The organism is Oryzomicrobium sp. (assembly GCF_036820405.1).
Lineage (GTDB): Bacteria > Pseudomonadota > Gammaproteobacteria > Burkholderiales > Rhodocyclaceae > Oryzomicrobium.
The window spans coordinates 17,597-42,399 of sequence record NZ_DAISLS010000005.1 but is presented as its reverse complement, the minus strand read 5'-3'; the positions used below and the strand labels follow the sequence as shown (position 1 = coordinate 42,399).

Annotated in this window: 21 protein-coding genes and 1 pseudogene; 13 read left to right on the top strand and 9 right to left on the bottom strand. The window is 67.5% G+C overall.

The window, feature by feature from the left end; genetic code table 11:
- Nucleotides 1-165 precede the first annotated feature (165 nt).
- Entirely contained in the window at nucleotides 166-2,853 is a 2,688-nt protein-coding gene (locus tag V7Z98_RS05595) for a bifunctional acetate--CoA ligase family protein/GNAT family N-acetyltransferase (protein WP_334157288.1), read from the top strand.
- Between the two features lie 477 nt (nucleotides 2,854-3,330).
- Nucleotides 3,331-3,809 (top strand): annotated as a pseudogene (locus V7Z98_RS05590) (VOC family protein).
- Nucleotides 3,810-4,095: 286 nt separating this feature from the next.
- On the opposite strand, the gene V7Z98_RS05585 reads toward V7Z98_RS05590, so the two are convergent.
- Both V7Z98_RS05585 and pdxR read right to left on the bottom strand, forming a co-directional pair.
- Nucleotides 4,096-4,506 (bottom strand): hypothetical protein, encoded by a 411-nt coding sequence (locus V7Z98_RS05585; RefSeq protein WP_334157287.1) that lies wholly within the window; start codon nucleotides 4,504-4,506, stop codon nucleotides 4,096-4,098.
- 521 nt (nucleotides 4,507-5,027) lie between these two features.
- A complete protein-coding gene (gene pdxR / locus V7Z98_RS05580; RefSeq protein ID WP_334157286.1) occupies nucleotides 5,028-6,461 on the bottom strand; it encodes a MocR-like pyridoxine biosynthesis transcription factor PdxR in 1,434 nt (477 codons plus the stop codon).
- A gap of 105 nt (nucleotides 6,462-6,566) precedes the next feature.
- Between pdxR and V7Z98_RS05575 the strand changes: the two genes are divergently transcribed.
- Nucleotides 6,567-7,004 carry a carboxymuconolactone decarboxylase family protein gene (locus V7Z98_RS05575; RefSeq protein WP_334157285.1) on the top strand — a complete coding sequence of 146 codons (438 nt, stop codon included), beginning with the start codon at nucleotides 6,567-6,569 and terminating at the stop codon, nucleotides 7,002-7,004.
- Nucleotides 7,005-7,302: 298 nt separating this feature from the next.
- On the opposite strand, the gene V7Z98_RS05570 is transcribed toward V7Z98_RS05575, so the two are convergent.
- The 7 genes from V7Z98_RS05570 to V7Z98_RS05540 all read right to left on the bottom strand — a co-directional run bounded on the left by V7Z98_RS05570 (nucleotide 7,303) and on the right by V7Z98_RS05540 (nucleotide 15,069).
- Nucleotides 7,303-7,527: a hypothetical protein gene (locus tag V7Z98_RS05570; protein WP_334157284.1), complete on the bottom strand. Its 225-nt coding sequence runs from the start codon at nucleotides 7,525-7,527 to the stop codon at nucleotides 7,303-7,305.
- 132 nt (nucleotides 7,528-7,659) lie between these two features.
- A complete protein-coding gene (locus tag V7Z98_RS05565) occupies nucleotides 7,660-8,928 on the bottom strand; it encodes a PepSY-associated TM helix domain-containing protein (protein WP_334157283.1) in 1,269 nt (422 codons plus the stop codon).
- A 12-nt stretch (nucleotides 8,929-8,940) separates the two neighbouring features.
- Nucleotides 8,941-11,085, bottom strand: coding sequence for a TonB-dependent siderophore receptor (locus tag V7Z98_RS05560; protein WP_334157282.1), 2,145 nt, complete (start codon nucleotides 11,083-11,085; stop codon nucleotides 8,941-8,943).
- A gap of 259 nt (nucleotides 11,086-11,344) precedes the next feature.
- Nucleotides 11,345-11,548 carry a DUF3460 family protein gene (locus tag V7Z98_RS05555; protein ID WP_293266246.1) on the bottom strand — a complete coding sequence of 68 codons (204 nt, stop codon included), beginning with the start codon at nucleotides 11,546-11,548 and terminating at the stop codon, nucleotides 11,345-11,347.
- 95 nt (nucleotides 11,549-11,643) lie between these two features.
- Nucleotides 11,644-11,880 (bottom strand): DUF3567 family protein, encoded by a 237-nt coding sequence (locus V7Z98_RS05550; protein WP_293266244.1) that lies wholly within the window; start codon nucleotides 11,878-11,880, stop codon nucleotides 11,644-11,646.
- A 118-nt stretch (nucleotides 11,881-11,998) separates the two neighbouring features.
- Entirely contained in the window at nucleotides 11,999-12,709 is a 711-nt protein-coding gene (locus tag V7Z98_RS05545; protein ID WP_293266242.1) for an exonuclease, read from the bottom strand.
- A gap of 92 nt (nucleotides 12,710-12,801) precedes the next feature.
- Nucleotides 12,802-15,069: a TonB-dependent receptor gene (locus V7Z98_RS05540; RefSeq protein ID WP_334157281.1), complete on the bottom strand. Its 2,268-nt coding sequence runs from the start codon at nucleotides 15,067-15,069 to the stop codon at nucleotides 12,802-12,804.
- A 395-nt stretch (nucleotides 15,070-15,464) separates the two neighbouring features.
- On the opposite strand from V7Z98_RS05540, the gene V7Z98_RS05535 reads away from it, so the two are divergent.
- The 10 genes from V7Z98_RS05535 (at nucleotide 15,465) to V7Z98_RS05490 (ending at nucleotide 24,802) form a co-directional block, all read left to right on the top strand.
- Nucleotides 15,465-16,832: a sialidase family protein gene (locus V7Z98_RS05535; protein WP_334157280.1), complete on the top strand. Its 1,368-nt coding sequence runs from the start codon at nucleotides 15,465-15,467 to the stop codon at nucleotides 16,830-16,832.
- 20 nt (nucleotides 16,833-16,852) lie between these two features.
- Nucleotides 16,853-17,404, top strand: a complete 552-nt coding sequence (locus V7Z98_RS05530; protein WP_334157279.1) for a hypothetical protein — start codon at nucleotides 16,853-16,855, stop codon at nucleotides 17,402-17,404.
- 193 nt (nucleotides 17,405-17,597) lie between these two features.
- Nucleotides 17,598-19,640, top strand: coding sequence for a biofilm regulation protein phosphatase SiaA (siaA, locus tag V7Z98_RS05525; protein ID WP_334157278.1), 2,043 nt, complete (start codon nucleotides 17,598-17,600; stop codon nucleotides 19,638-19,640).
- Nucleotides 19,641-19,674: 34 nt separating this feature from the next.
- The gene (gene siaB, locus V7Z98_RS05520; protein WP_293266232.1) at nucleotides 19,675-20,217 is read left to right on the top strand and encodes a biofilm regulation protein kinase SiaB; all 543 of its coding nucleotides are present in this window, start codon (nucleotides 19,675-19,677) and stop codon (nucleotides 20,215-20,217) included.
- Between the two features lie 2 nt (nucleotides 20,218-20,219).
- Nucleotides 20,220-20,603, top strand: coding sequence for a biofilm regulation phosphoprotein SiaC (siaC, locus tag V7Z98_RS05515; RefSeq protein WP_293266230.1), 384 nt, complete (start codon nucleotides 20,220-20,222; stop codon nucleotides 20,601-20,603).
- Between the two features lie 3 nt (nucleotides 20,604-20,606).
- Nucleotides 20,607-21,407 (top strand): biofilm regulation diguanylate cyclase SiaD, encoded by an 801-nt coding sequence (gene siaD, locus V7Z98_RS05510; RefSeq protein WP_293266228.1) that lies wholly within the window; start codon nucleotides 20,607-20,609, stop codon nucleotides 21,405-21,407.
- A 156-nt stretch (nucleotides 21,408-21,563) separates the two neighbouring features.
- Nucleotides 21,564-22,100, top strand: coding sequence for a flavin reductase family protein (locus V7Z98_RS05505; protein WP_293266226.1), 537 nt, complete (start codon nucleotides 21,564-21,566; stop codon nucleotides 22,098-22,100).
- A 224-nt stretch (nucleotides 22,101-22,324) separates the two neighbouring features.
- On the top strand, nucleotides 22,325-23,260 hold the full coding sequence (locus V7Z98_RS05500) for an AraC family transcriptional regulator (RefSeq protein ID WP_293266224.1): 936 nt from the start codon (nucleotides 22,325-22,327) through the stop codon (nucleotides 23,258-23,260).
- Between the two features lie 139 nt (nucleotides 23,261-23,399).
- Entirely contained in the window at nucleotides 23,400-23,972 is a 573-nt protein-coding gene (locus V7Z98_RS05495) for a carboxymuconolactone decarboxylase family protein (RefSeq protein ID WP_334157277.1), read from the top strand.
- Nucleotides 23,973-23,974: 2 nt separating this feature from the next.
- A complete protein-coding gene (locus V7Z98_RS05490; RefSeq protein WP_334157276.1) occupies nucleotides 23,975-24,802 on the top strand; it encodes an ABC transporter ATP-binding protein in 828 nt (275 codons plus the stop codon).
- The last annotated feature ends 1 nt before the right edge of the window (nucleotide 24,803 follow it).

The following is a 24,803-nucleotide window of genomic DNA, read 5'->3' as shown; positions in this document are numbered from 1 at the left end:
TCTGGCGCAAACAAAACGACGTCATGGCCCGTTGCCCTATTCCCCGGTTATGGTAGATTGCTGCAACGCACAATTCCCATTTTCCGGGGCTTGGGCGGGCAGCGCCGACAATAATCAGCGCCCCTCGCACGACGGGCGTTCCGTGGAAAAGCTCAGAGTTCAGCTATGGTCGAAGAACACTATCTCACCCCCCTATTCGAACCCAAATCGGTTGCCGTGATCGGCGCCTCGGACCGGGAAAACTCGGTGGGCAGCGTGATCTTCCGCAACATGATCGGCGCCGGCTACAAGGGCCGCCTGTTCGCCGTCAATCCCAAGCACGCCGAGGTGCACGGCACCCAGTGCTACAAGACCATCGAGGATGTGGGCGTGCGGGTGGACCTGGCGGTGATCGCCACCCGGCCCCAGACCGTGCCGGGCATCATCGAGCAGTGCGGCCGCGCCGGGGTGAAGTTCGTGGTGATCATCACCGCCGGCTTCTCCGAGGCGGGTCACCAGGGCGCTGCCCTGGAGCGCAAGATGCTGGAGATCGCCCGCAGCTACGGCGTGCGCATCCTCGGCCCCAACTGTCTGGGCCTGATCCGCCCCACCCTGGGCCTCAACTCCACCTTCGCCAACGTCAATGCCAAGCCCGGCAACCTGGCCCTGGTGTCCCAGTCCGGCGCCCTGTGCGCGGCCATTCTCGACTGGGCCAAGGTCAACGACGTGGGCTTTTCCTCGGTGGTGTCCCTGGGCAGCTCGTCGGACATCGAGTTCGGCGAGATCCTCGATTACCTGGTCTACGACAACCGCACCCACTACATCCTGCTGTACGTGGAAGGCATCCGTAACGCCCGCCGCTTCATGAGCGCGGTGCGTTCCGCCGCCCGCATCAAGCCCATCGTGCTGCTCAAGGCCGGCCGCTACGAATCGGGCTCCGCCGCCGCCCTGCTCCACTCCGGCGTCAAGGCCGGCTCCGACGCCGTGTTCGAGGCCGCCATCAAACGCGCCGGCGTGGTGCGGGTGTCCAACATCGGCCAGCTGTTCTACGCCGCCAAGGGCATGGCCACCAAGTTCCGCCCCCAGGGCAACCGTCTGCTGATCATGACCAACGGCGGCGGCCCCGGCGCCATGGCCGCGGACCACGCCGCCGAGCTGAAGATTCCCCTCGCCGAGCTGTCCCAGAACACCCTCGGCGCCCTCAACGGCTGCCTGCCGGCCAACTGGTCCCGGGCCAACCCGGTGGACATCGTCGGCGACGCCACGCCGGAACGCTACCAGGCCGCCATCGCCGCCTGCATGGACGACCCGGGCATCGACGGCCTGCTGGTGATGCTCACCCCCCAGGCCATGACCGACCCGATGGGCGTGGCCAAGGCGGTAATCGCCGCCATGGACGCGGGCAGCAAGCCCATCGTCGCCTGCTGGATGGGCGAGGCCCAGACCTTCGAGGCGCGCAAGGTGCTCACCGAGGCCGGCATTCCCGCCTTCCGCATGCCCGAGACGGCGGTGGAATTGTTCTATCACATCTCCACCTACTACAAGCACCAGAAGCTGCTGCTGCAAACTCCAGAACCCGTCTCCCGCCAGGCCAAGACCGAGACCGAAGGCGCCAAGATGCTGATCGAGGCGGTGCTCGCGGAACGGCGCAAGGTGCTCTCGGAAATGGAATCCAAGTCGGTGCTGCGCGCCTTCAAGATTCCCGTGGCCCAGACCATGGTCGCCCGCACCGCCACCGAGGCCCTGCTGCTCGCCGAGCAGATCGGCTTCCCGGTGGCGATGAAGGTCGATTCCCCGGACATCCAGCGCAAGACCGAGGCCGGCGGCGTGCGCCTCAACGTCACCAATGCCGGGGCAGTGCGCAACGCCTACCTGGACATTCTCGACACGGTGGCGCGCAACCATCCCAACGCCCGCATCAACGGCGTTTCCATCGAGCCCTTCGTCGCTCGCCCCAACGGCCGCGAGCTGATGGTGGGCGTGGTGCGCGACCCGACCTTCGGCCCGGTCATCACCTTCGGCGCCGGCGGCCAGGAATGCGAGATCTTCTCCGACCGCGCCGTGGCCCTGCCGCCGCTCAACGCGGTGCTGGCCGAGGACCTGATCCGCTCCACCAAGGTCCATGCCCTGCTCGGCGAATACCGCAACCAGCCGGCGGTGAACATGGACGCCCTGGAGGACGTGCTGCTGCGCATCTCCGAAATGGTCTGCGAACTGCCCTGGCTCCAGGAGCTGGACCTCAACCCGCTGATCATCGACGAGAACGGCGCCATCGCCGCCGACGCCCGCATCGTCATCGACTTCGCCCCGGTCACCGGCGACCGCTACTCCCACATGGCCATCCACCCCTACCCCAGCCACATGGTGGAGGAATGGGTGCTGCCCGACGGCCAGGTGGTACACATCCGCCCGATCCGGCCCGAAGACGCGGAGATGGAAAAGGATTTCGTCGCCCACATGTCCGACGAATCCAAGTACTACCGCTTCATGGACACCATCCGCGAACTGACCCAGTCCATGCTGGTGCGCTTCACCCAGATCGACTACGACCGGGAAATGGCCTTCGTCGCCGTCACCGAGGAAGACGGCAAGGAGGTCCAGGTGGGCGTCTCGCGCTACGTGCTCAACCCGGACGGCGAGACCGTGGAATTCGCCCTGGCCGTGGCCGATGCCTGGCAAAAGCGCGGCGTCGGCCGCAAGCTGATGAGCGCCCTGATCGAAGCCGCCCGCCTCAAGGGCTACCGGGCCGTGGTCGGCGACGTGCTGGCCCTCAACTCCAAGATGTTCAAGCTGATGACCAGCCTGGGCTTCACCATCCACCCCCACCCCGAAGACCCGGCGGTGAAGCGCGTGATCAAGCCGTTGCAGAACTGACGTCCAGCGCAACCACCCGCGGGGCACCGTCCCCGCGGCGCTCCGTGTATAGGGGGCGGGATCGGGCCCGGCCGGCATGACCGTCCGGTACCAAGCATCCCGCCCCCGCCATTTTCAGGCCCTGTGCTACAGCCTGGTGCAACGCCGGGCCCGGTTACGGCCTTGCACCGTAGCGACCGGCGGCACGCCCCGTTCTTTGGAACACCGCGCCAGTAGGGCATCTTCAGGCATCCACTTCCAAATACCGCGCCGAATCTGGCGCCCCATCGCCATAGTCTGAAGCACCGCGCCAATCCTGGGGTTTGGCCATCCCTCTCAGTACCGCATACATACCGTGCCACCCGGTAGCCGCCCACGACACCGCCATTGCCGACAATACGGCCGCACCACCGGGCGCAACCCGGGAGCGATCCCATTGCCCAATAAATGGGGCACCGCAGGGTCGGTGCCTAGTGTTTCATCTCGTGGAGAAAGGCAATGGTCAGCAAAAACACGATCTGTCTGTGGTTCGACGGAACCACATTGGAAGCTGCCCAGTTCTACGCCAAGACCTTTCCGGACAGCACGGTGGGCGCCATCCACCGCGCCCCCGGCGACTACCCCGCCGGCAAGGAGGGCGACGTCCTGGTGGTCGAACTCACCGTGATGAGCATCCCCTGCATCGGCCTGAACGGCGGGCCGGAATTCACCCACAGCGAGGCGTTCTCCTTCCAGGTGGCAACCGACGACCAGGCCGAAACCGACCGCCTATGGGATTCAATCGTCACCAACGGCGGCCAGGCCAGCGCCTGCGGCTGGTGCAAGGACAAATGGGGCCTGTCGTGGCAGATCACCCCCCGCGCCCTGATCACCGCCTACACCGACCCCGACCGCGCAGCGGCCAAGCGCGCTTTCGAGGCGATGATGCAGATGGCAAGATCGACATCGCGGCGATTGAAGCGGCTCGGCGCGGCTAATGTTCATCGCTTCGTGGCGGGGCGAGCCATACGGCAGATATTGGGGGAAATCAGGAGTTGAGGAGCGGTAACAGAAAAGCTCGATATATCTTTCAAAAAAAGAGAAATGGCCACTCTTGCGAGTGGCCATTGCTCTTAGTGATTCGAGTTGCTGAAATTTTCCAAATACTGATTCAACCAACAAAAAGCATTCAATTATTAATACAAGTGGATTACCAAGCAAATGGACGGAGAAATACAATCCCAGAGCATCCGCGCACAAAATTCATAGAATAATGCCAAACAGTTATTGCTTGAGAATTTTTGACGCCTGCCTAAGGAATTCCCAGAACTTTATATTTCCTTGGTCATTACATTCGCCTGATGTAGCACCTTCAGAAACTTTCCGGGCAATTGAAGATGTAACATTTGGTTCAGCCGTGGCATTCATAACATCCTCGAAATCTTGTTGAGAAAGTTTCCCCTTCAATCCTTTTGCATTTATTTCAAGCGCACTGGCAAATCTTTCTAACTGCGGACTAGGGCTACTAGTAACAGGCACTCCACATGCAACCGATAACGCGATCCTGTACTTTGTATCTGAAACAATTTTAATAGCGCCATCTAGATCACTCCGCTCGGCAGCACCGACATGGGAGGATAGGAAGATAAAAAAACCAAACATAACTTCCCGGCCATATACCTTTTTTAATGTCATTTAAATTCCTGGTGAAAAATTAACACGAAACCAATCTGCAACCGGAGTTCTTAAGGAAACCATCTAATACACCATTACTGTGTTTCCCGACTAAGCACAGGTTAACTAATCGCCCGTAATTCCACATGAAAACAACAGAATGGCGCGGCCAGAAAAAAAGCCGCTTCATTTACATTACTATTTAACCTAGTGCTTTCTAGAAAGCGCCGCAGAAGAAATTCATGGCTTGAGTAGTCTCATCAACACACATTACACGCCCGCCATATTTTAATGCCTTAGTCATTATACATAGGTCATATTCAAAATCATAACAAGAGGGTAGCAACGCCAACTTTGGAAATGAATCATCGACCGTGGGCTTCTGGCCGAGAGCAGTCTGGTCTTGATGGGCTCCAGCGCCTTCTGAGTTCCCTGGCATCAGAACTCATGTTCTTTTGAGACGGTGAAACACCGCGCTAGTTGGACAACCCCGCGCCAGTCGTGGCTTTCCAGGCAGTCACCTTTCCCACCCTAGCCCCACCTCACCCCAACCGCCCCCACACCTCCGGTAGCTGCGCCAGAGCGGTATCAATCTCCGCCGCTGCAATCCCCCCATACCCGAACAGCAACCCTGGCACCGGGGGCTGGCCGGCGTAAAAGGCCGAGACGCCGTAGAGGCTGATGCCGGCGGGGCGGGCGGCGGCGATCAGTGTGGCTTCGTCGTGGCCGGGGGCCAGGCGGGCGGCGAGGTGGATGCCGGCGGCGGGTTCCAGGGCTTCCAGCCAAGGCGAGAGGGGGCCGCGCAGGTGGGCGAGCAGGCGGGCGCGGCGATCGGCGTAGTGTTTGCGGGCCCGGCGCAGGTGGCGGGCGAAGTGGCCTTCGGCCATGAAGGCGGCCAGGGCGGCCTGGGTCAGGGCGCAGCCGTGCCAGTCCCCCACCTGGCGGGCCCGGCGCAGGGCGCCGACCAGGGAGGGCGGCGGCACCGCGTAGCCGATGCGCAGGTCGGGGAAGAGGGTCTTGGAGAAGGTGCCCACGTAGGCCACCCGGCCGGCCCGGTCCAGGCTCTTGAGGGCGTCCAGGGGGCGGCCGGCGAAGCGGAATTCGCCGTCGTAGTCGTCCTCGATCACCAGGGCGTCGCGTCGGCCGGCCCAGTCGAGCAGGGCCAGGCGCCGTTCCAGGCTCATGGACATGCCCCAGGGGAACTGGTGCGAGGGGGTGACATAGACCAGCCGGGCGTTGTCCGGCAGACGCTCGACCACCAGGCCCTCCCCGTCCACCGGCACATCCGCCAGCACCGCGCCCTGGGCGGCGAAGCTGGCCCGCACCGGGGGGTAGCCGGGGGATTCCAGGGCCACCACGTCGCCGGGGCGCAGCATCACCCGGGCGAGCAGGTCGATGGCCTGCTGGGCGCCCTGGGTGACCACCACTTCGTCCCGGGCGCAGGCCACGGCCCGGCTGAAGGCCAGGTAGCGGGCGATCTCGCTGCGCAGGGCGGGGTCGCCGGCCGGGTCCAGGTAGCCGCTGCGCCGCCGCGCCTGGGCGGCCAGGGCCGTGTCCAGGCAGCGCCGCCAGGCGGCGAAGGGAAAGAGACGCTTGTCGGTGACGCCGCCGCGAAAGTCGTAGGGGGCCAGGGCCTCGCCGGCGGGCAGGGCCAGGGCCTCGGGTAGCCCGGCCCAGAAAGGGGATGGCGCAAGGGGCCGAATGGCGGAGGTGCTGGCCGGACCCGCTTCCCGGGCCAGGCCGGCGGCGACGTAGGTGCCGCCGCCGGGGCGGGTGGCCAGGTAGCCTTCGGCGATCAGCCGGTCGAAGGCGTCCAGGGTGGTCTTGCGCGACACGCCGAGCTGGGCGGCCAGTTCCCGGGTGGAGGGCAGCTTGGCCCCGGCGGCCAGGCGGCCGGCCAGGATGGCCTCGCGCAGCTGGCGGAAGAGCTGGCCAGCCAGGTCGCGGCGGCCTTCGAGGATGAGGTGCAGGTCCATGAACTGGTCACCTGAAAAACGCGTGAACTGGTCATTTTGCCAGACCGGTTGACGGCCTATGCTCCATCCATCGTCCCGCTGCGGGACCGCTCACGAGGAACCACCATGGAACATCGTCTCAACTTCTACCAGGCCAGCCCCGGCGCCATCCAGGCCATGCGCGGCCTGGAGGCCCACCTGGCCAAGAGCCCCCTGGAAGCCCCGCTCAAGGAGCTGGTGCGGCTGCGCGCCTCCCAGATCAACGGCTGCGCCTACTGCGTGGATCTGCACACCAGCGATGCCCGCAAGGGCGGCGAGGACGACCGCCGCCTGGCCACGGTGTGCGTCTGGCGCGAGACGCCGTTCTTCAGCGAACGGGAACGGGCCGCCCTGGCCTGGACCGAGTCCCTGACCCTGGTGGCCACCGACCGGGTGCCCGACGCCACCTGGGAGGCCATGCTGCCCCACTTCACCCCGGAAGAGATCGTGGACCTGACCCTGCTGGTGGGTACGATCAACGCCTGGAACCGCTTCGCCGTGGCCTTCCGCAAGGTGCCGGAATAAAGGCATAAGTCGCATTGGGTGCCGCCGATTTTCCAGCACCCCGGCCAAACCCCGCGCCAGTAGGGCATCTTCGGGCAGGCAGGGCCAAACCCAAGGACTGGCGCGGACTTTCATGGGCATATAGTGAAGGTCCGCGCCAGTATTGGGTTTCCGGGCAGCCGGTCATGACAGCGACGAACATCGCTACCGCCGCACCTGCCTCCCGACCCCGACCCGGCGGCACGGCAGCCCGAAGCCCGGCACAAAAAAAAACGGCAAGGCCGAGCGCCTTGCCGTTTTTCGTCGTGCCACCGTGGGTTCAGGCGAGAAAGGTCTTCTGCTCCTTGAACAGCTTGCGCGCGTCGCTGTGGGCCTGGTCCAGGTTGCGCAGAGACGGATCGTCGTCGTGGGGGCTGAAGTATTCCTTGTCCTGGGCGGCCATCACCAGGGCAATCGCCGCCTCGTCGCTCAGGTCGTACTTCTCGGTGATCAGGGTGGTCACTTCGTCCAGGTACTCTTCGTAGGTCATCGGGCGTGGGGGCATGGCAGCGCTCGGAAAATAATGGGGATGATGGGCAAGGCGCCCCCGCGAACGACGGCGGGCGCCACGGCCGGCATTATCCTCCGGTAACGGCTGGACGAGGGTGGCCCTGGTTGGCCAGCCTCCCCAGGGCGTTCAGGCCGCCTCGGTTTTCGGTTGGGCGCCGGGTCCGCAGGATTCGACGGATACGGTAAATTCATCGCCGCCCCCCATCCCTGCCCGGCGCGCCGCCTTGCCCACCCGGGCACGGCGCTTCTTCAGCCAGATGATCAGGCCGGTGACGCACAAGAGGGCCACCGCCGCTCCGAGCAGGGACACCAGGATGCGCCCCGGCACGCCCAGGATGCGCCCCGAGTGCAGGGGGAACTGGGCTTGCAGGAAGATATCGCCGGCACTGCCCTCCCCCGGCACCTGGCGGCCCACCAGGCTGCCGTCCTCGACGTCGAAGTACAGCCAGGGGTTGCCCAGGCCGCCGTCGCCATGGCTGTTGCCCGGGGCGAAGAAGCCCACTCCGATCACGCCGAATTCCGGCGCCGCGAATACCCCGCCGGCGGGGCGGGTCCAGCCCAGGCGGCGGGCTTCGGCCTCGGCCCGGGTCACGGCCTCGGCCATGGTCAGGCGCGGTTCCCGGGCCTGTTCCGGCGGCAATGGCGTGCGGCTGGCGAAGGGCGACGGCGAGAGGGGCGATAGCGCCGCCACCAGGGGCCGCACCACTTCCCGTTCCAGGTTCATCGACACCGAGGTGACCGCCAGGATCAGCAACAGCAGCCACAGCCATACCCCGCCGGAACGGTGCAGGTCGAAGGCCAGCTTGTAGCCGCCCTGGCGCCAGCGAAAGGCAAACGACTTGCGCCACTGGGCCGGATTGGGAAACGACAGCCACAGAGCCACCAGGCAGTCCACGGCCCAGCCCAGGGCGATCAGGCCCATCAACCAGATGCCCCAGCGGATGCCTGCCCCATCCGGTATGTGCATGCTGTAGTGCAGCTTGTAGAGAAAGGGCAGCAGATTTTCCCGGGTCAGGGACACCTCGCCCCACATGCGCTTGCCCAGCACGGCCCCGGTCACCGGGTCCACCGCCACCTGGTTGTAGCCGGGCGCAAACAGCTTGCCGGTGGACGGATCGACCCGGGGTTCCACCGATGCGGTGAAGCTGTGGCCGGGTTCGATATTCAGGGGCATGAAGCGCACCCGCACCCGGGGGTCCGCCGCCTCCACCGCCCGGGCCAGGGCGTAGGCCGGCTGGGGCTGGCCCGGCGTGGCGGCGTGGAACAGGTGGGGATTGAGCCACTCGTCCAGCTCGTGGTCCCAGGAGATGACCGCGCCGGTGGCCCCGGCGACGAACAGGAACAGGGCGGCGGCCAGGCCGAACCAGCGGTGCAGACGGACGAGCAGGGGACGCATCGGCGGCAAGCCTTAGAACTTGACCGTGACCGACACGCTGCCGTTGATCGGCGCGCCGTAGTAGGCCTGGTCCCAGTACAGGCTGGTCAGGTACTTCTCGTTGGTCACGTTGTACAGGTTGGCGGATACGCTCACGTCCCGGCTCACGTCGTAGCGGGCCATCAGGTTGACCAGGGCGTAGCCGGGCTGGCGGGTGACGATGCCGTTGCCCTGGTTGCGGTAGATGGCGTCCTGCCAGTTGATGCTGGCCCCCACCTTGACCTGATCGGCGAATGGCAGCCGGTAGGTGGTGGACAGGCGCAGCAGGTTGCGCGGCACGTAGGTGCGGCTGTCGTTGCCCTGGTCGTCCTTGATGCGCAGGTGGGTGAAGCCGGCGCTGCCCTGGAGGCGGGAGGTGATGCTGCCCGAGGCGTCGAGTTCGTAGCCTTCCGAATTGGCGTCCACGCCCCGGTAGTAGGCCTTCGGCCCCAGGTAGCCGGCCTGCTCGGCGGCGTTGTGCTGCTTGGTCTTGAACACGGCCAGGGAGGCGTTGAGCTTCTTGTCGAACAGCTCGCCCTTGACGCCGGCCTCGTAGCTGCGGCCGGTGAGGGGCTTGAGGGGCTGGCCCTGGCTGTCGATCTGGCTCTGGGGATTGAAGATGTCGGTGTAGCTGACGTAGGCCGAGACGTTGGGCGTCAGGTCGTAGATCAGCCCCACGTAGGGGGTCACGTCGTGGGCGCTGGTCTGGCGGCTCACGCCGTAGCTGGCGCCGCTGCCCTGGGCGCTGGTGGAACGGGCCCCGGCAACCAGCTTCCAGTCGTCCGCCAGATTGAAGCGGGCCGCCGCGTAGGCGCTGCGGCGCCGGTCCACGAACGAACTGCCGTCCGTGGCGGCGTCGAAGGACGGTTCCGGGTAGCTGCCGTTCCAGCCTTGCAGGGGCGGCAGGGCGGTGCCAATGCCCACGCCGTAGCCCGACAAGTCGCTCAGGGAGGCCCGGGACCAGCTCACCCCCAGGGTCAGGTCGTGACGCCGCCCGCCCAGGGTGAATTTGCCGCTGGCGTAGAGGTCGGCGATGGTCTGGTTGCTGTCCGACTGGTAACTGGACGGATAGCTGTAGAGCCCCAGGCCGGTGGCCCGGTCGGGGGTACCGTACACATAGAACATCTTGCTCGACGAGGTCTGCACGGTGTGGGTCAGGACGAAACGGGCCTGCCAGCTCTCGCCAAGCTGCTGGGCGAGCTCGGTGAAGGTGGTGGTGGTGCGGTTGTTCCAGTAGGACCAGTCGGCGGCGGTGCTGGTGGAGCGGGAATAATTGGTCGGCGTGCCGTCGGTGTAGTAGAGCGGCAGGGCGCCCCACAGGGGACGCTTGGCGTAGCCGTCCTGGATGCTGTGGCCGAAGGCCAGAGTGGTGCTGTCGCTCAGGTCGGCTTCCAGCACGCCGTAGAACACGTTCTTGGCCAGGGAGTAGCGGGCCAGGTAGGAATCCCGGTCGGACACGGCCCCCACCAGGCGGGCGCGCAGGGTGCCCGCCTCGTTGAGGGCGCCGGACACGTCCGCATCCAAACGGCGCTGGTTCCAGGAACCCACGGTGGCGGTGGCCGCCCCCTGGAAGCCCAGGGTCGGGCGCTTGCGCACGAAGTTGACGGTGGCCGAGGGGTTGCCGGTGGCCGACATCAGGCCGTTGGCGCCGCGCACCACCTCGACCCGGTCGTAGATCGCCGTATCCAGGTCGCCATAGAGGTTGCCATAGACGAAGGGGACGCCGATGCCGTCCACCTGGAAGTTGGTGATGTCGAAGCCCCGGGAGGTGTAGTAGGTGCGATCGGTCTCGACCCGTTCCACCGTCACCCCGGTGGTGCTCTCAAGCACGTCGTTCACGCTGTCGAGCTTGAAGTCGTCCATCTTCGCCCGGGTCACCACCGACACGGACTGGGGCGTTTCGCGCAGGGACAGGTCCAGCCCGGACGAGGCGCGGCTCTTGCGCACCGTGTAGGCGCCGGTTTTTTCCGACGAAACGTCGCCCCCCTGGGCATCGGTGACCACCACTTCACCCAGGGTGCGGTCCCCGGCGGCGGTGTCGGCGTGGGCTTGCGCAGCCAGGGCAGCCCAGGAAGCGGCAAGCAGAATGGAAACAGGACGCCGCGCAAAGGCGCGCGGCAGCGCATCGGCCAAGGCCATGAAGACTCCCGAGAGATAGCGAATGCGATCTGGCGAGCGGCCTGGCGGGTGCGTGGGTGGCTGGCGTGACGCGGTGGCGTGGTGTTGTGGTGTTGTGGTGTTGTGGTGTAGGCCGGGCGTAAAGCCCGAGGGTGAGCATTATACGAGAACAATTCGCAAACAGGAATCGTTCTCAAAAAACACGCCACCGGCAAAAGAAAAACGGCAAGGTCGAAACCTTGCCGTTCTCGCTGCAAACCCGCTGTGGAACTTGGTGGGCTTACTTGGTGGTCACGTCGTAGGGGTAGGACTTCTGCGCCACCTTGGATTCGTCGCTGCGCTTCAGCTCATCCAGGGTCTGCGGGCGGTCCCACCACAGGGCGCGGCCCTTGGCCTGATCCTCGACCCAGGCCGGGTTCTCGGCCAGCGCCTCGTCGATGAACTTGGTGTGGTCAGACACGTAGTCGGAAATGACGCGTCCCATCGATTGTCCCCTCGATCGTCGAAAAAAGCGGAATTATACCGGCTCCGCGCCGCTTTTCCGGCAATTGGGCCGGAGCATAAGCCCCGGCGCCGGATTCAATGGAAACTGATCGGTTGGGTCGTGCCTTCGCAATAGTCGGCAAGGAAAGCGTCAATCTCGTCGCTGTCGCCCTGCTGTTCGGTGACGACCTGGCGCATGGCGGCATGGAAGTGATCCGCCCGCGCTCCCTGGATGAACAGCATGCGGCCGGAGTCCTTCTCCACCAGCTCGTAACCGTGCTGGGCCACGTAGGACACCACTGCATAGTGCTCGCTGTTGAAGACCACTTTCATGACGGCTCCTTTCCGAAACGACTGCTCAGTCTCCAAGATGGGGCGCAGAGGGTCGTTTTCAAGGGTTCGGACTTTTCCACCGGGAAAAAGTGCCGGGCCGCCGTGAGGAAAAGTGTGCCTATTTGTCGCCGGACGTAACGGCGGGGCCGTCCGCCACCGCGGCAGCCGCCGCCAGGGCTTCGGCTTCCGCCTCTTCGGCGGCCCGGGCCGCGGCCCGCTCGGCCTTCCAGGCCTCCACATAGGCGGCCAGATCCTCGCCGATGCCCAGGCGCTCGCGCTGTTCCTTCCAGAAGGTCCACATGTTGCAGAACAGGGCGCCCTGCTCCAGGGCGTCGTCCAGGGCCACGTGGGTGTGGGGAAAGTCCTCGAACCAGGCTTGGGGCAGGCGCGGCTTGACCGTCTTGCGGTAGGGCAGCCCGGTCAGGCTCATGGCGAAGGTCTTGATGTCCAGGGCCGACCAGGAGAACGGGCAGCAGCCGGCGAAGCGCATCAGGTACCAGAACATGTAGGTGAAGTCGAAGCCGGCCGGGTAGGCGACGAACACCGGCTTGCCCGGCAGCGCCTCGACCCACTTGGCGTACTCGGGCATCACCTCTTCCGGCGGCCGGACGTTTTCACGGTGGGCAGCCCAGGCGGCCGGCTCGCTCTTCCACCAGCGCATGGTTTCCGGATGGCCGGCGGCGCCGGGGAGCAGTTCCAGGTTGGCGCTGTAGGTGGCGATCAGCTCCTTCTCCTGGGTGTAGACCGCCGAGGCGAAGGACAACATGGAATGGGGACCGGGGATGGGGCCGTCCGCCTCCACGTCGGTACTGACGAAAATCTCTGCCATGAAAAAACGCCCTTGAATCGTTTGAAGCGACGACAAGGGCGCATTGTAAGGGACAGCGGCCTTTGCCGCCGTCCCGCCGAGCGATCGTGCGCTCAGTAGTCGAACTTGAGCTTGGCGAAGAAGGTGCGCTGCGGGTAGGGGTGGGGGCTGACGAAGTACTTGTAGTTGTTCAGGTTGTCCACGCCCACCGAGGCGCTCCACTGCCGGGCCAGCTGGTAATTGACCTTGGCGTCCACCACCAGGAAGCGGCTGGCGCCGCCGTAGGTGTCGGGATTGCTGTCGGTGTTGCCCAGGGAGTTGTACTGGCGGCCGCTGTAGCGGGCAGCCAGGGTGTAGGACAGCCGCGCCGAGGGCCGGTAGGTGCCCACCAGGGTGGCCCGCCAGTTGGGAATGCGGGGCTGGATGTTGCCGGCCACCGCCGGGTTGCGGGCATCCTCCAGGATTTTCGAGTGGGCGTAGGTGACGCTGCCCGCCAGGTCCAGCCCGCGCACCCACAGGTCGGTCATTTGCAGGGCGGTTTCGACGCCCTGGGTGCGGATCTTGTCGATGTTCTGGATGCTGGTCACGCTGGGCGACACCGTGGTGTCGGTCTGGGAATACAGGGCGTCGCGCTTGTCCTCCTGGAACAGGGAGACGCGCCACAGCCCGTTTTTCAGCCCGCGCATCGCCGTCAGTTCGGTGGACACCACCTGCTCGGGCTTCAGGTTGGGATCGTTCTGCAAGGTGGTCACGCCGCCCAGCGAGGTGGTCTGAAACAGCTCGCTGACCGTGGGGTAGCGGTAGGCTTTGCCCAGGGAGGCGCGCAGCTCCCAATCCGGCGTGGCCTGGAAGAACAGGGCCAGTTTGGGCGAGAAGTTGGTCTGGTCCCGGTTGGCGTAGTTCTGGGTCGCGGCGCCCTTGGAGTTGCTGCCACCGTAGGCGTTCCAGTTCTCCAGCCGGCCGCCCAGCACCACCTTCCAATCGGGCTTGAAACGCCAGGCATCCTGGAGGTAGACGGCCTGGGTGCGGGTGTTGCCGAACGAGGAGGACGTCAGGGCGCCCAGGCTGCCGCGCAGCCAGTCGGACGCCACGTTGTAGGTGCGGGAACGCAGGGCGTAGAGGTCGTAGTGGTAGCCGAAGCTGACCTGGTGGGCGCTGGCCAGGGAACCGCCCGGGCGCCATTCGCCGCGCAGGTCGAGGGTGTCCCAGCCGGTGCCGTCCATGTAGGTGGCCTGGCCGCCCGGACGCACCGTGCCCAGGCCCGAATCGGTACCCACGTTGGCCGCCGTGCGCGACATGTCCTTGTCGTAGTGGTAGGTGCTGACGAGCGCCTCGCCGTCCCATTCGCCGCCAGTGTTGGACTTGAGCGAGAAGGCCTGCATCAGATGCTCGCTCTCGCTATGGCCCGGGTTCACGCCGGAGACGGTGTAACGCTGCCCGCCGATGCTCACGTACTGGCCCGTCGGAGTGTTGTAGTAGGGGTTGCCGTTGACGTCGCGCAGGTAGGTCTGGGCGGCGGTGTCCGAGGTGTTCTGCCACAGGCCCAGGGTATAGGTGGCGCGCAGGGTCGGGGAGAAATCGTAGGCCAGCTTGAGCTTGCCGTTGTCCTGGACGGTGTGGTCGATGCTGTAGGCGCCGGTCACCACCCGGGGCGCCCCGTTCTGGTCCAGGTCCCGGTAGGCGCCGGTGACCGTGGTGCCGCCAGCGCCGCCCTTCAAGCCGGCGGTGCCGAAGCTCATGGGGTGGCCGTGGGTGTTCAGGTGGTCGGCACTGAGCCAGAACGACAGGTCCCCCACCTTGTTGCCCAGGGAGGCGGTGGCGTGGGTGCCGTTGTTGGTCTCATCGGTGCCGTAGAGCTTGAAGCGTTCCTGGAAGCCCTGGATGCTGGCGTGGGCCTCGAACTTGGTCGGCATGCGGGTGCTCATCAGCACCACCCCGCCCATGGCGTTGCCCGGATAAAGGGCCGAGAACGGGCCGTAGATCATGTCCACCCGGTCGATCTCTTCTGGCGACACCATGCCCCAGCGCGGCGGGTAGCTGTAGCTGTTGCCGAGGAAGTTGGACAGCAGCAGGCCGTCGGCATAGACGATGGAGTTGGCGCTGGACACGGTGCCGCTGGTGCGGGTCGAGACGATGCCGTTGCGGTCGCCGATGTAGCGCTCGCGCACCACGATGCTGGGCAGATACTTGAGGGTTTCGGCGGCGGTCACCGCGTTCACCTGCTGGTCGATCTGCCGGGCGGTGACGCTCTCCACCGTGGCCGGCAGGTTGGCGGGCACCGCCGGCGCACTGTCCTTGCCCCCCTGGACGACCATCTCGCCCAACTGTTTTTCCACGCCCTCATCGGCCGCCCAGGCCGCGCCCAGATGCCCGAAGGCCATCGCAACGGCTACGGCCAGCCGCGTTCTTTGCAGGTGTTTCCCCACGTTTTTCCCCGATTCTTTCGACTGCTGATTTCTGAATTGCTGTGCTGTCTGCCCCGCTTCCGGCACCAATCCCGGCCGGAGCGGCAGCAGCGGCGCAAGACGCGCCCTCCCCCCGCCGTGCACCCCGTGCGACGTCGGGCGGGGCGCATGATGCGCGCCGGCGCCGCGGCCGCACATGTGGCATTTTGTCGCGCGGGCAGGCCGCACCCCGGCTGTTAGCATGGGAGCATTGGTCGGCGGGCAGCCTGCGGGTTGCCTTCTTCGGCGGCTCCTCTCCTTGCCCCGCCCGGCTTGTCCGTATTTCTCCCGCCCGTGCTTTTCCCGCTCCCGCGCCACCCGGTTTCACCGCCATGCCCGCTCCCCTGTTCCGCATCGTCGCTCCACGCCCTGTTTCCGTAGGGAGCGCGCTCTTCGTCCTGCCCCTGCTGTCTGCGCTGTTCGCGGCAACCATCCCGCCGGCCCGCGCCCACGAGGGCCATGAAGGCCACGGCGCACCCACGGCTTCAAAGGGCGCCAAGGCGCCCCGCCCGCCCCTGGCGGTGGGCGCCGCCTTCGACGGCAGCGGACGGCTGTGGCGGGTGCGGGTCGCCCCGGAGCAAGGCGGGCGGCTGGTGGTGGACCACTCCGACGACCTGGGCGCCCACTTCTCGGCGCCGGTGGCCGTCAACGCCGTGCCCGAGCCGGTGGCGGCCGAGGGCGAACTCCGTCCGGACATCCTGGCGGCCCTGCCCGACGCACCGGCAGGCACCGCTCCCCCGCCTGCTCAGGTCTGGGTGGCCTGGACTTCGCCCCTCGCCAACGTGCCCTACGCCGGCCACGTGCGCTTCGCCCGCTCCACCGACGGCGGCCACAGCTTTTCCGCGCCGATCACGGTGAACGACGATACGGCCCCCATCACCCACCGCTTCCAGACCCTCTCCCGGGGACCGGACGGGCGCCTCTACCTGGCCTGGATCGACAAGCGCGAGGGCGAGGCGGCCAAGCGCCAGGGACAGGCCTACCGGGGTGCGGCGATCTACTACGCCGAATCCCGGGACGATGGCGCCACCTTCGGCGCCAACGCCCGCCACGCCGCCCACACCTGCGAATGCTGCCGCATCGCCCTGGCCAACGACCCCGCCGCCCCTGCCGGCAGCCGCCCCCTGGCCCTGTGGCGCCACGTCTATGCCGACGCCCAGGGCAAGAGCATCCGGGACCACGGCCTGGCGCCCTTGGGCGGCATCGCCGATGGCGCCGAGCCGCCCAAGGGCAGCGACGACCGTTGGCAGGTGGATGCCTGCCCCCACCACGGCCCGGCCCTGGCAGTGGCCGGCGACGGCACCCGCCACCTGGCCTGGTTCAACCTGGTGGGGGCTGCTCCGTCCCTGCAATACCAGGCCCTGGATCGCAACGGCGCCCCCCTGGCGCCGCCCCGCCGCGTCGGTGGCGAACTGGCGTCCCACCCGGCCCTGTTCGTCCGGGGCAACGCGGTCTGGCTGGCCTGGAAGGAATTCGACGGCCAGGCAACCCGGGTCTTCGCCCAGCACTCCACGGACGGCGGCCGCACCTGGGACGCCCCTCGCCCCCTGGCCGAAAGCGGCGGCGCCTCGGACCATCCCCAACTGATCGGCGACCGGGGCCGCCCCTACCTGTCCTGGAACAGCCAGCCCGAGGGCTACCGCCTGATCGCCCTGGAATCCCCAGAACCTCCGGCTGCCCCGGCGCCCCACCGCCACTGACGCCGACACGCCCCCCGACGATGTCCGCCCTCCGCTCCCGTCCTACCCTCCGCCGCCTCGACACCATGACCCGCCTGCTCGCCCGCTTCGCCGCCCTCCTGCTGCTCGGCGCCGCCCTGCCGGCCCTGGCCGGCGCCCTGACGCCGCTCCAGCCCGGCGACTACGCCCGCATCAAGTCCGCCCGTAGCGGCAAGCCCTTCATCGTCACCCTGTGGGGGCTGGACTGCCCCTACTGCAAGGGCAACCTGGCCATGCTGGGCGCCGCGGCCAAGGCTAACCGCCAGCTGGACCTGGTGGTGATCGCCACCGACACCCCGGACGACGCCCCGGCCCTAGCGCCGCTGCTGCGCCAGGCCGGGCTGGGGGAGCGGCGCACCTGGGTGTTCGGCGACGCCGCCCCGGAGCGGTTGCGCTTCGAGATCGACCGCCAGTGGCACGGCGAAATGCCCCGCACCTACCTGTTCGACGCCGACCACCAGGCCACCGCCGTAAGCGGCTCCCTGGCGGCGGAAGACTTCCACCTGTGGCTGCGGCGCAACGGCCTGGAAGCCCCCCGGGCGGACCGTCCCTGATCTTGCCCAGGCCGCGCCCGGCAAGGCGCGGCGAATGAAACGCCATGGCCGCCGGCGCCATCCCAAGGACAACGCCGGCCCGCACCCCTGGAATCCCATTCGCGAAATCCCCACCCGCGAAATCCCTTAAGATAGCCCTCTGTCCCGATGCAGCCCCAGCGCCGCCCCGCGACATTCCACAAGGGGGTCTCCGTTGTCACAAGAACAAACCGAACAATCCGCCCAGGCCGGTGAAAGCCGCATCCGCTGGGGCCTGCGCGCCCGCACCGCCCTGCTGCTGTTCGGCCTCGCCGCCGTGCTGGTGGTGGCCGGCCTGCTGGTCGGCCGTCAGGTCACCGGCGACATCCGCGGCCACTTCGGCGCCGCCTTCGCCCGCAATAACGCCCTGCTCACCCAGCAGCGCATCCTGTCCCTCCTCGGCCGCGAGCTGGCCCTGGCCGAGCGCCTGGCGGATTCGGCCCTGCTGCGCGAATGGATCGAGGACGAGAACAACCCGGAAAAGCGTCAGCGCTTCTTCCGCGACGGCGACAGCTACCGGCGCGGCTTCGCCGACCAGAACTTCTTCCTCGCCAGCGCCCTGAGCGGCCACTATTACCTGAGCGACAAGGACGCCGACCTGAGCGATCGGCCCCGCTACACCCTGCACCGGAATTCCCCCGACGATGCCTGGTTCTACGCCACCCTGGACAAGGTCAAGACCCACGCCGTCAACGTGAACCCGGACGAGAAGCTGCGGGTCACCAAGGTGTGGACCAACGTGGTGGTGCACGACCGGGCCGGGCGGCCCATCGCCCTGACCGGCACCGGCTTCGAGTTTTCCCGCTTCCTCCAGGATTTCGTCACCTCCCCGGAGCCCGGGCTGACCACCCTGGTCATCAACCAGACCGGCACCATCGTCGCCCACCCGGACCCGTCCAAGGTCGAATACGCGGCGGTGAGCAAGGCCGATTCGGACAAGAGCATCTTCCGCCAACTCGACGACGATGACGCCCGCGACGCCCTGCGCGCCGCCCTGGCCGAGAGCGCCGCCGACAGCGGCCGGGCGGTCACCTTGCAGACCCGGCTCGACGGGCAGGACCGGCTCCTCGCCCTGGCCTACATCCCCTCCCTGGACTGGACAGTGGTCACGGCGGTGGACCTGGCGGCGAGCAAGGTCCTCGACCAGGGGATGATCGTCGCCGTGGGCATCGGCGGCGCCGTTTTGCTGCTGCTCATCTTCGCCCTCACCACCGCCGGCTTCGACCGCTTGGTGCTGCTGCCCCTGGCCCGCCTCACTGGCTCGGTGCGGCAGATCGCCGCCGGCCGCTACGACGTGCGGCTGCGCTCGCGCCGCCGCGACGAGATCGGCGAACTGACCCGGGCCTTCGACGCCATGGCCCAGCAGGTGCGGGCCCATACCGAGGAACTGGAACGGCGGGTGGAGGAACGCACCGCCGACCTGGCCGACGCCAACCGCAAGATGGCCGAAACCCACCGCAAGCTCACCGACAGCATCCGCTACGCCAGCCTGATCCAGAGCGCCATCCTGCCCGACCGGGACCTGTCCCAGGCCTTCCACGGCGAATACTTCGTCCTGTGGCTGCCCCGGGACGTGGTGGGGGGCGACCTCTACCTGTACCGGGCCAACGACGACGGCTGCCTGTTCGGCGTGGTGGACTGTGCCGGCCACGGCGTGCCCGGCGCCTTCATGACCATGATCGCCCACGCCGCCATCGGCGTGGCCGCCGCCGACACGCCCTGGAACGACCCGGCCGCCCTGCTCGCCCGCACCGACGAGGTGGCCCGCACCATGCTGCCCAGCGACGACCGCTTCGGCCAGATCGCCACCAACATGGACATGGGCCTGTGCTACGTAGACCTGCGCCGCGGCCTGGTGCGCTTCGCCGGAGCCAAGCTGTCCCTGTTCTGGAGCGACGGCACCCAGTGCCACGAGATCCGCGGCCAGCGCCGCGGCCTCAACGACCGCAAGCCCGGCACCTACGAAAACCGGGAGGTGGGGCTGGAACCGGGCCGCACCTTCTACCTGGCCACCGACGGCCTGCTCGACCAGGCCGGCGGCGAACACGGCTACGGCTTCGGCGAGCGCCGCCTGAGCGACTGGGTCCAGGCCAACGCCGAGGCACCCCTGGCCGAGCAGCGCGACCGCCTGGCGGCCTATCTGGAAGCCTACCGGGGCGCCCTGCCCCAGCGCGACGACATCACCGTGATGGCGTTCCGCTTCGACAATCGCCCGTAACCATTAAAATACCGCGTCCCCTGGGGAGTCATACATGGAGCAACTGGACGTTTATTCGCTGCGCGAGGTCTTCAACCGGCAGAAGATCATGCTCTGCTTCAACGGGCCGTTCACCGCCACCTTGATCGAGGAAATCGGCAAGGCCCTGCGCAAGCACATGGAAGGGTTGCAGGAATCGCCCTCCTCGGTGTCGGACGTGTTCTCGGTGTACATCGAACTGACCCAGAACATCCGCCGCTACACGGTGCTGAACAACCTGCAAGAACATGCCGCCACCTCGACCATCGTGGTTTCCCACGACGACGAAGGCCGCCACGTGGTCAGCGCCGGCAACGTGGTGCGGGCCGGCGACGGCGCCACCTTGGCCGCCCGCATCGCCAGCCTGGCCGGCATGGACAAGAACGAATTGAAGGCCGCCTTCAAGGCCCAGTTGCGCCAGCCCCGGGACGAACTCAACAACAACAGTGCGGGCCTCGGCCTGATCGACATGGCGCGCAAGGCCTCCCAGCCTTTGATCTGCTCGCTGCGCCCGATCGACGGCGAGTGGTCCTTCTTCAGCCTGCGCGTGGTCCTATAAAAATGACAACCGACAACCTGAACATCAGCGAAACCAGTTCCACCCCCGCCATCCAGGCCAACTGGGAGGACGGCACCGTCCACATGCAGGGCGATTCCTACCCGGAAAATTCCTTCGAGCTGTTCCAGCCGGTGATCGACTGGGTGGAACGCTTCCTCCGGGAGGCCAAGCGCCCCCTGCGCCTGGAACTGGACCTGCTCTACCTCAACACCAGCAGCATCCGCGCCCTGATGGACATCCTCGACATGCTCGAGGAAGCCCACACCCGGGGCACCGGCATCAGCGCCGTGTGGCGCTACGACGCGGCCAACGAGCGGGTCGGCCAGCTGGCCGAGGAATTCAAGGAAGACTGCACCTTCCCCTTCGAAATCACCGCCCGGACGTAAGCCGTGTCCAGCCGACCCGACGACGACGAACTCGACCAGCGCATCGAGACCCTGCTGCGCGCGGAGCACGACGGCAACCCGTTGCGCCCGGCGCTGGAGGCGCTGTTCGACCGTTACCGGACCCAGCAGCGCCTGCTGGATCGGCTGACCCGCATTTCCGACCACTTCCAGCAGGCCGAGCGGGACCGGGGCCTCAACTACGCCGACCGCTACCAGCGCAAAGTGCGCCAGATCGAAAAGATCGTGCGCATCAGCGACCGCTACCAGACCATGCTGCGGGAGCTGAACGACCGGCTGCACCTGATCTCCACCCGGGACGAGCTGACCGGCCTGCCCAACCGCCGCTACCTGCTGGAGCGCCTGGACACCGAGATCAGCCAGGTGGCGCGCAATGGCGGCACCTTCTCGGTGGGCCTGGCCGACATCGACCACTTCAAGTCGGTGAACGATACCCGGGGCCACGCCGCCGGCGACGCGGTGCTGGCCCACACCGCCCGCTGCATCCAGGACAGCATCCGCGACTACGACGTCTGCGCCCGCTGGGGCGGCGAGGAATTCCTCATCCTCTTCCCCCAGTGCGCCGAGGACGACGCCTTCCGGCTGGCGGAGCGGGTGCGCCACGTGGTCGAGGACCAGACCCGGGCCCTGGGCCTGTCGCCGGCCATCACCCTGAGCATCGGCGTCACCGAGTTCCAGCCCGGCGAATCCCTGGACGCCACCCTCAAGCGCGCCGACGACGCCCTCTACCGGGCCAAGGAAGCCGGCCGCAACCGCACCGTCGGCAGCGCCCCCGACGGGGCCTGATTCGCCTCTAATCCGGGCTTGGCGTGGGTCTGATCCGCAGCCCCGCTCCAGCCTCGCCCCTCCCAGCTCCACCCCCACGGCGGGCCGCCCGCCTTGGCGCCGTGCCCGCCGCCGTCCACAATGCCCCCAGGCACCGACAACGCGACGGAGGCGGCCATGGCCAAGCGAAAACTCCCCCTGGGCAAGGTCTACGCCCTGCTCGAACCCGGCCCGGTGGTGCTGGTCAGCACCTTCGACGGCGAGCGGCCCAACGTCATGACCCTGTCGTGGCACACCATGATGGAGTTCGAGCCGCCCCTGGTCGGCTGCGTCATGAGCGGCCGGGACCATTCCTTCGCCGCCCTCTCCGAGCAGGGCGAATGCGTCATCAACATCCCCACCGCCGACCTGGCCCGCCAGGTGGTCGGCTGTGGCAACTGTAGCGGCCGCGACACCGACAAGTTCGCCCGCTTCGGCCTCACTCCGGTCCCGGCCGGCCAGGTTGCGGCACCGCTCATCGCCGAGTGCTACGCCAACCTGGAATGCACCGTGGCCGACACCGCCCTGGTGGAGCGCTACAACTTCTTCGTCCTCGAAGTGATCCAGGCCTGGATCGACCCGGCGGTGAAGGACCCACGCACCCTGCACCACCGGGGCCACGGCACCTTTGCGGTGGACGGGGAGATCGTCAAGCTGCGCTCGCGCATGAAGTGAGGCAGCCCCCCCGGGCGCCGGCATCCACCCTCCCGGCTGCCACCAGGCCAACGCCCCGCAGCCGCTGCCAGCCTCCCCCGCCTCCCCTCAACCCATTTTCCAGGCGGGCATAACCATATCGGTTTTTCTTCCTTAACCCCCGGGCCGCCCCTGCCTACCATGCCCCCCTGTTCAACCGCCGCCCGCCGCTCCGCCGCGCGGGCCCTCCGGCTTTGGGGAGCGCCATGTCGTCACGTCAGGACCGGCTCATCCACTGGCTGCTCGGCAGCCTGGACCTGGATACCACCCTGTTTCACCTGGGCCAGTATTGCGGCACCTGGAAGGCTTCGATCACCGGCCTTTCCCGGGCCGGCTTCCACGTGGTGCTCAACGGCCGATGCTGGCTGCACCTGCCCGAAACCGGCGAGCGCCGCCCCCTCCAGGCCGGCGACGCGGTGTTCTTCCTGCGCGACGTGCCCCACGTGCTCAGCCCCGAGGCCGACCCGGCCCGGGCCGCCGACGCGCCCCGCGCGGCCATGGCGCCCCTGGACCGCTCCGTCCCCGGCAGCGTAGCCCTGGCCTGCGGCTTCTTCGAATTCCGCACCCGGCTCACCGACCTGCTGCTCGGCTCCTTCCCCGACTACGTGGTGATTCCCGACGGGGACGGCGAACTGGCCGAGGCCCGGCCCCTCTTCGACCTGATCCTGGCCGAAGCGGAACGGGCCGGCGACGCCCCCTCGCCCCTGGTGGCGCGGCTGGTGGAGCTGCTCTTCTTCTACGTCGTCCGCCACCTGTGCCGGCGCCGGGAAGTGAGCGCCGGGCTGTGGGCGCTGCTCGCCCAGCCCGGCTTCGCCCCCCTGCTCGACGCCCTGATCGCCGCCCCGGAACGGGAGTGGACCGTGGAAGCCATGGCCGATCTGACCCACATGTCCCGGGCCACCTTCTTCAAGCGTTTCCAGCACGTGTGCGGCACCTCCCCCAGCCAGTTCCTGCTGCAACTGCGCATGAAGGTGGCGAGCCAGTTGATCCGCCAGGGCACGAGCCTGTCCCGGGCGGCTGAACAGGTCGGCTACCAATCGGACGCCGCCTTCTCCCGGGCCTTCAAGAAGGCCACCGGCGTGCTCCCCGGGGCCTACCGGCGCCGCTGCCAGCCCGAGGCCGCAACACCCCAGGCGGCCTGAGCGCCCGGCCCCGGCCGGGCGAGACGAACGAGCAAAAGATGCGGACGGCCACGCATTGAGGCCATCCCGGCCCGGCCGGGACAATCCCCGTAGCGTATCGACGCCCTGCCCACCGTCCGCACTCCACAAAGGAAGCCCCATGTCCCGCCTCACCCTGCAAACCCTCGAATCGGCCCCGGAAGCCAGCCGCCCCTATCTGGAAAAGGCCCTGGCCAAGAACGGCTTCATCCCCAACCTGCTGGGGGTGCTGGCCAACGCCCCGACGGCCCTGGAAACCTACCTGACCGTGGGCGAGATCAACAGCCGCAGCAGCTTCACCCTGGCCGAGCGGGAAACCGTGCAGATCACCGCCGCCGTCATCCACGGCTGCACCTTCTGCGTCGCCGGCCACACCGCCATCGCCTACAAGCAGGGCAAGCTGGCCGAGGACCTGGTGGAGGCCCTGCGCCGGCAACAGCCCCTGCCCGACGCCAAACTCGACGCCCTGGCCGTGTTCACCCGGGCGGTGATCGCCCGCCGCGGCGCCGTCACCGGCGCCGAGCTGGACGCCTTCCTCTCCGCCGGCTATGGCGAGCAGCAGGTGCTCGAAGTGATCCTCGGCGTCAGTCTGGCCACCCTGTGCAACTTCAGCAATTCCCTGGCCCAAACCGAACTCAACCCGGAGCTGGCGGCCTACCGCTGGCAGCCGCCGGGCGAGAACGGCGCCGCCTGACCATGCGCGCCGCCGCCCCCGCCCCTTTCCCCCTGGACGACGCCCCCCTGCTCGACGCCCGGGGGCTGTCCTTCGCCTACGGCCCCCAGCCGGTGTTCGCCGGGGTGGACCTGACCATCGGGCGGCGGGAAATCGTCTGCCTGATCGGCGCCTCGGGCTGCGGCAAATCGACCCTGCTGCGCCTGCTGGCCGGCCTGGCCGAGCCCGGGGCCGGCGAGGTGCGCCTGCACAGCGAGGCCACCGGTAATAGCAGCGGCAAGGCCCGGGCGGCGGCGGCCAGCGTGGTGTTCCAGTCCCCGGCCCTGCTGCCCTGGCTGACCGTGGCCGGCAACGTGGCCTTCGGCCTGGATTTCGCCTGCCGCGCCAAGGAATCCCGCACAGTCCAGGCCGCCCGGGTGAACAAGGCCCTGGCCCAGGTGGGCCTGGCTGGCCACGCTGCCAAGCGCCCTCAGGCCCTTTCCGGCGGCATGGCTCAGCGCGTCGCCCTGGCCCGCGCCCTGGCCCGGGACCCGGAAATCGTCTACCTGGACGAGCCCTTCTCGGCCCTCGACGCGGTAACCCGGGAGGCCATGCAGGACCTGCTGGTGGAACTGGCGCACCGGCGCCAGGCGGCGGCCCTGCTGGTCACCCACGACATCGACGAGGCCCTGCGCATCGGCGACCGGGTGCTGCTGCTCGCCGGCCACCCGGCGCGCATCGTCGGCGAATGGCGCCCGGACGGCCGGGCGCCGCGCCTGCACCGCTCCGCCGCCCTCAACGCCCTGCGCGAGGAAATCCTCGACACCCTGGCGGCCCCGGCCGCCCCCCGCCCCTGTATCCACTCCACTTGAG

Bases quoted from the DNA above. Each gene is read 5' to 3' on its own strand.
- V7Z98_RS05595 (WP_334157288.1), top strand. From the start codon at position 166: ATGGTCGAAGAACACTATCTCACCCCCCTATTCGAACCCAAATCGGTT.
- V7Z98_RS05585 (WP_334157287.1), bottom strand. From the start codon at position 4,506: ATGACATTAAAAAAGGTATATGGCCGGGAAGTTATGTTTGGTTTTTTT.
- pdxR (WP_334157286.1), bottom strand. From the start codon at position 6,461: ATGGACCTGCACCTCATCCTCGAAGGCCGCCGCGACCTGGCTGGCCAG.
- V7Z98_RS05575 (WP_334157285.1), top strand. From the start codon at position 6,567: ATGGAACATCGTCTCAACTTCTACCAGGCCAGCCCCGGCGCCATCCAG.
- V7Z98_RS05570 (WP_334157284.1), bottom strand. From the start codon at position 7,527: ATGCCCCCACGCCCGATGACCTACGAAGAGTACCTGGACGAAGTGACC.
- V7Z98_RS05565 (WP_334157283.1), bottom strand. From the start codon at position 8,928: ATGCGTCCCCTGCTCGTCCGTCTGCACCGCTGGTTCGGCCTGGCCGCC.
- V7Z98_RS05560 (WP_334157282.1), bottom strand. From the start codon at position 11,085: ATGGCCTTGGCCGATGCGCTGCCGCGCGCCTTTGCGCGGCGTCCTGTT.
- V7Z98_RS05555 (WP_293266246.1), bottom strand. From the start codon at position 11,548: ATGGGACGCGTCATTTCCGACTACGTGTCTGACCACACCAAGTTCATC.
- V7Z98_RS05550 (WP_293266244.1), bottom strand. From the start codon at position 11,880: ATGAAAGTGGTCTTCAACAGCGAGCACTATGCAGTGGTGTCCTACGTG.
- V7Z98_RS05545 (WP_293266242.1), bottom strand. From the start codon at position 12,709: ATGGCAGAGATTTTCGTCAGTACCGACGTGGAGGCGGACGGCCCCATC.
- V7Z98_RS05540 (WP_334157281.1), bottom strand. From the start codon at position 15,069: ATGGCCTTCGGGCATCTGGGCGCGGCCTGGGCGGCCGATGAGGGCGTG.
- V7Z98_RS05535 (WP_334157280.1), top strand. From the start codon at position 15,465: ATGCCCGCTCCCCTGTTCCGCATCGTCGCTCCACGCCCTGTTTCCGTA.
- V7Z98_RS05530 (WP_334157279.1), top strand. From the start codon at position 16,853: ATGTCCGCCCTCCGCTCCCGTCCTACCCTCCGCCGCCTCGACACCATG.
- siaB (WP_293266232.1), top strand. From the start codon at position 19,675: ATGGAGCAACTGGACGTTTATTCGCTGCGCGAGGTCTTCAACCGGCAG.
- siaC (WP_293266230.1), top strand. From the start codon at position 20,220: ATGACAACCGACAACCTGAACATCAGCGAAACCAGTTCCACCCCCGCC.
- V7Z98_RS05505 (WP_293266226.1), top strand. From the start codon at position 21,564: ATGGCCAAGCGAAAACTCCCCCTGGGCAAGGTCTACGCCCTGCTCGAA.
- V7Z98_RS05500 (WP_293266224.1), top strand. From the start codon at position 22,325: ATGTCGTCACGTCAGGACCGGCTCATCCACTGGCTGCTCGGCAGCCTG.
- V7Z98_RS05495 (WP_334157277.1), top strand. From the start codon at position 23,400: ATGTCCCGCCTCACCCTGCAAACCCTCGAATCGGCCCCGGAAGCCAGC.
- V7Z98_RS05490 (WP_334157276.1), top strand. From the start codon at position 23,975: ATGCGCGCCGCCGCCCCCGCCCCTTTCCCCCTGGACGACGCCCCCCTG.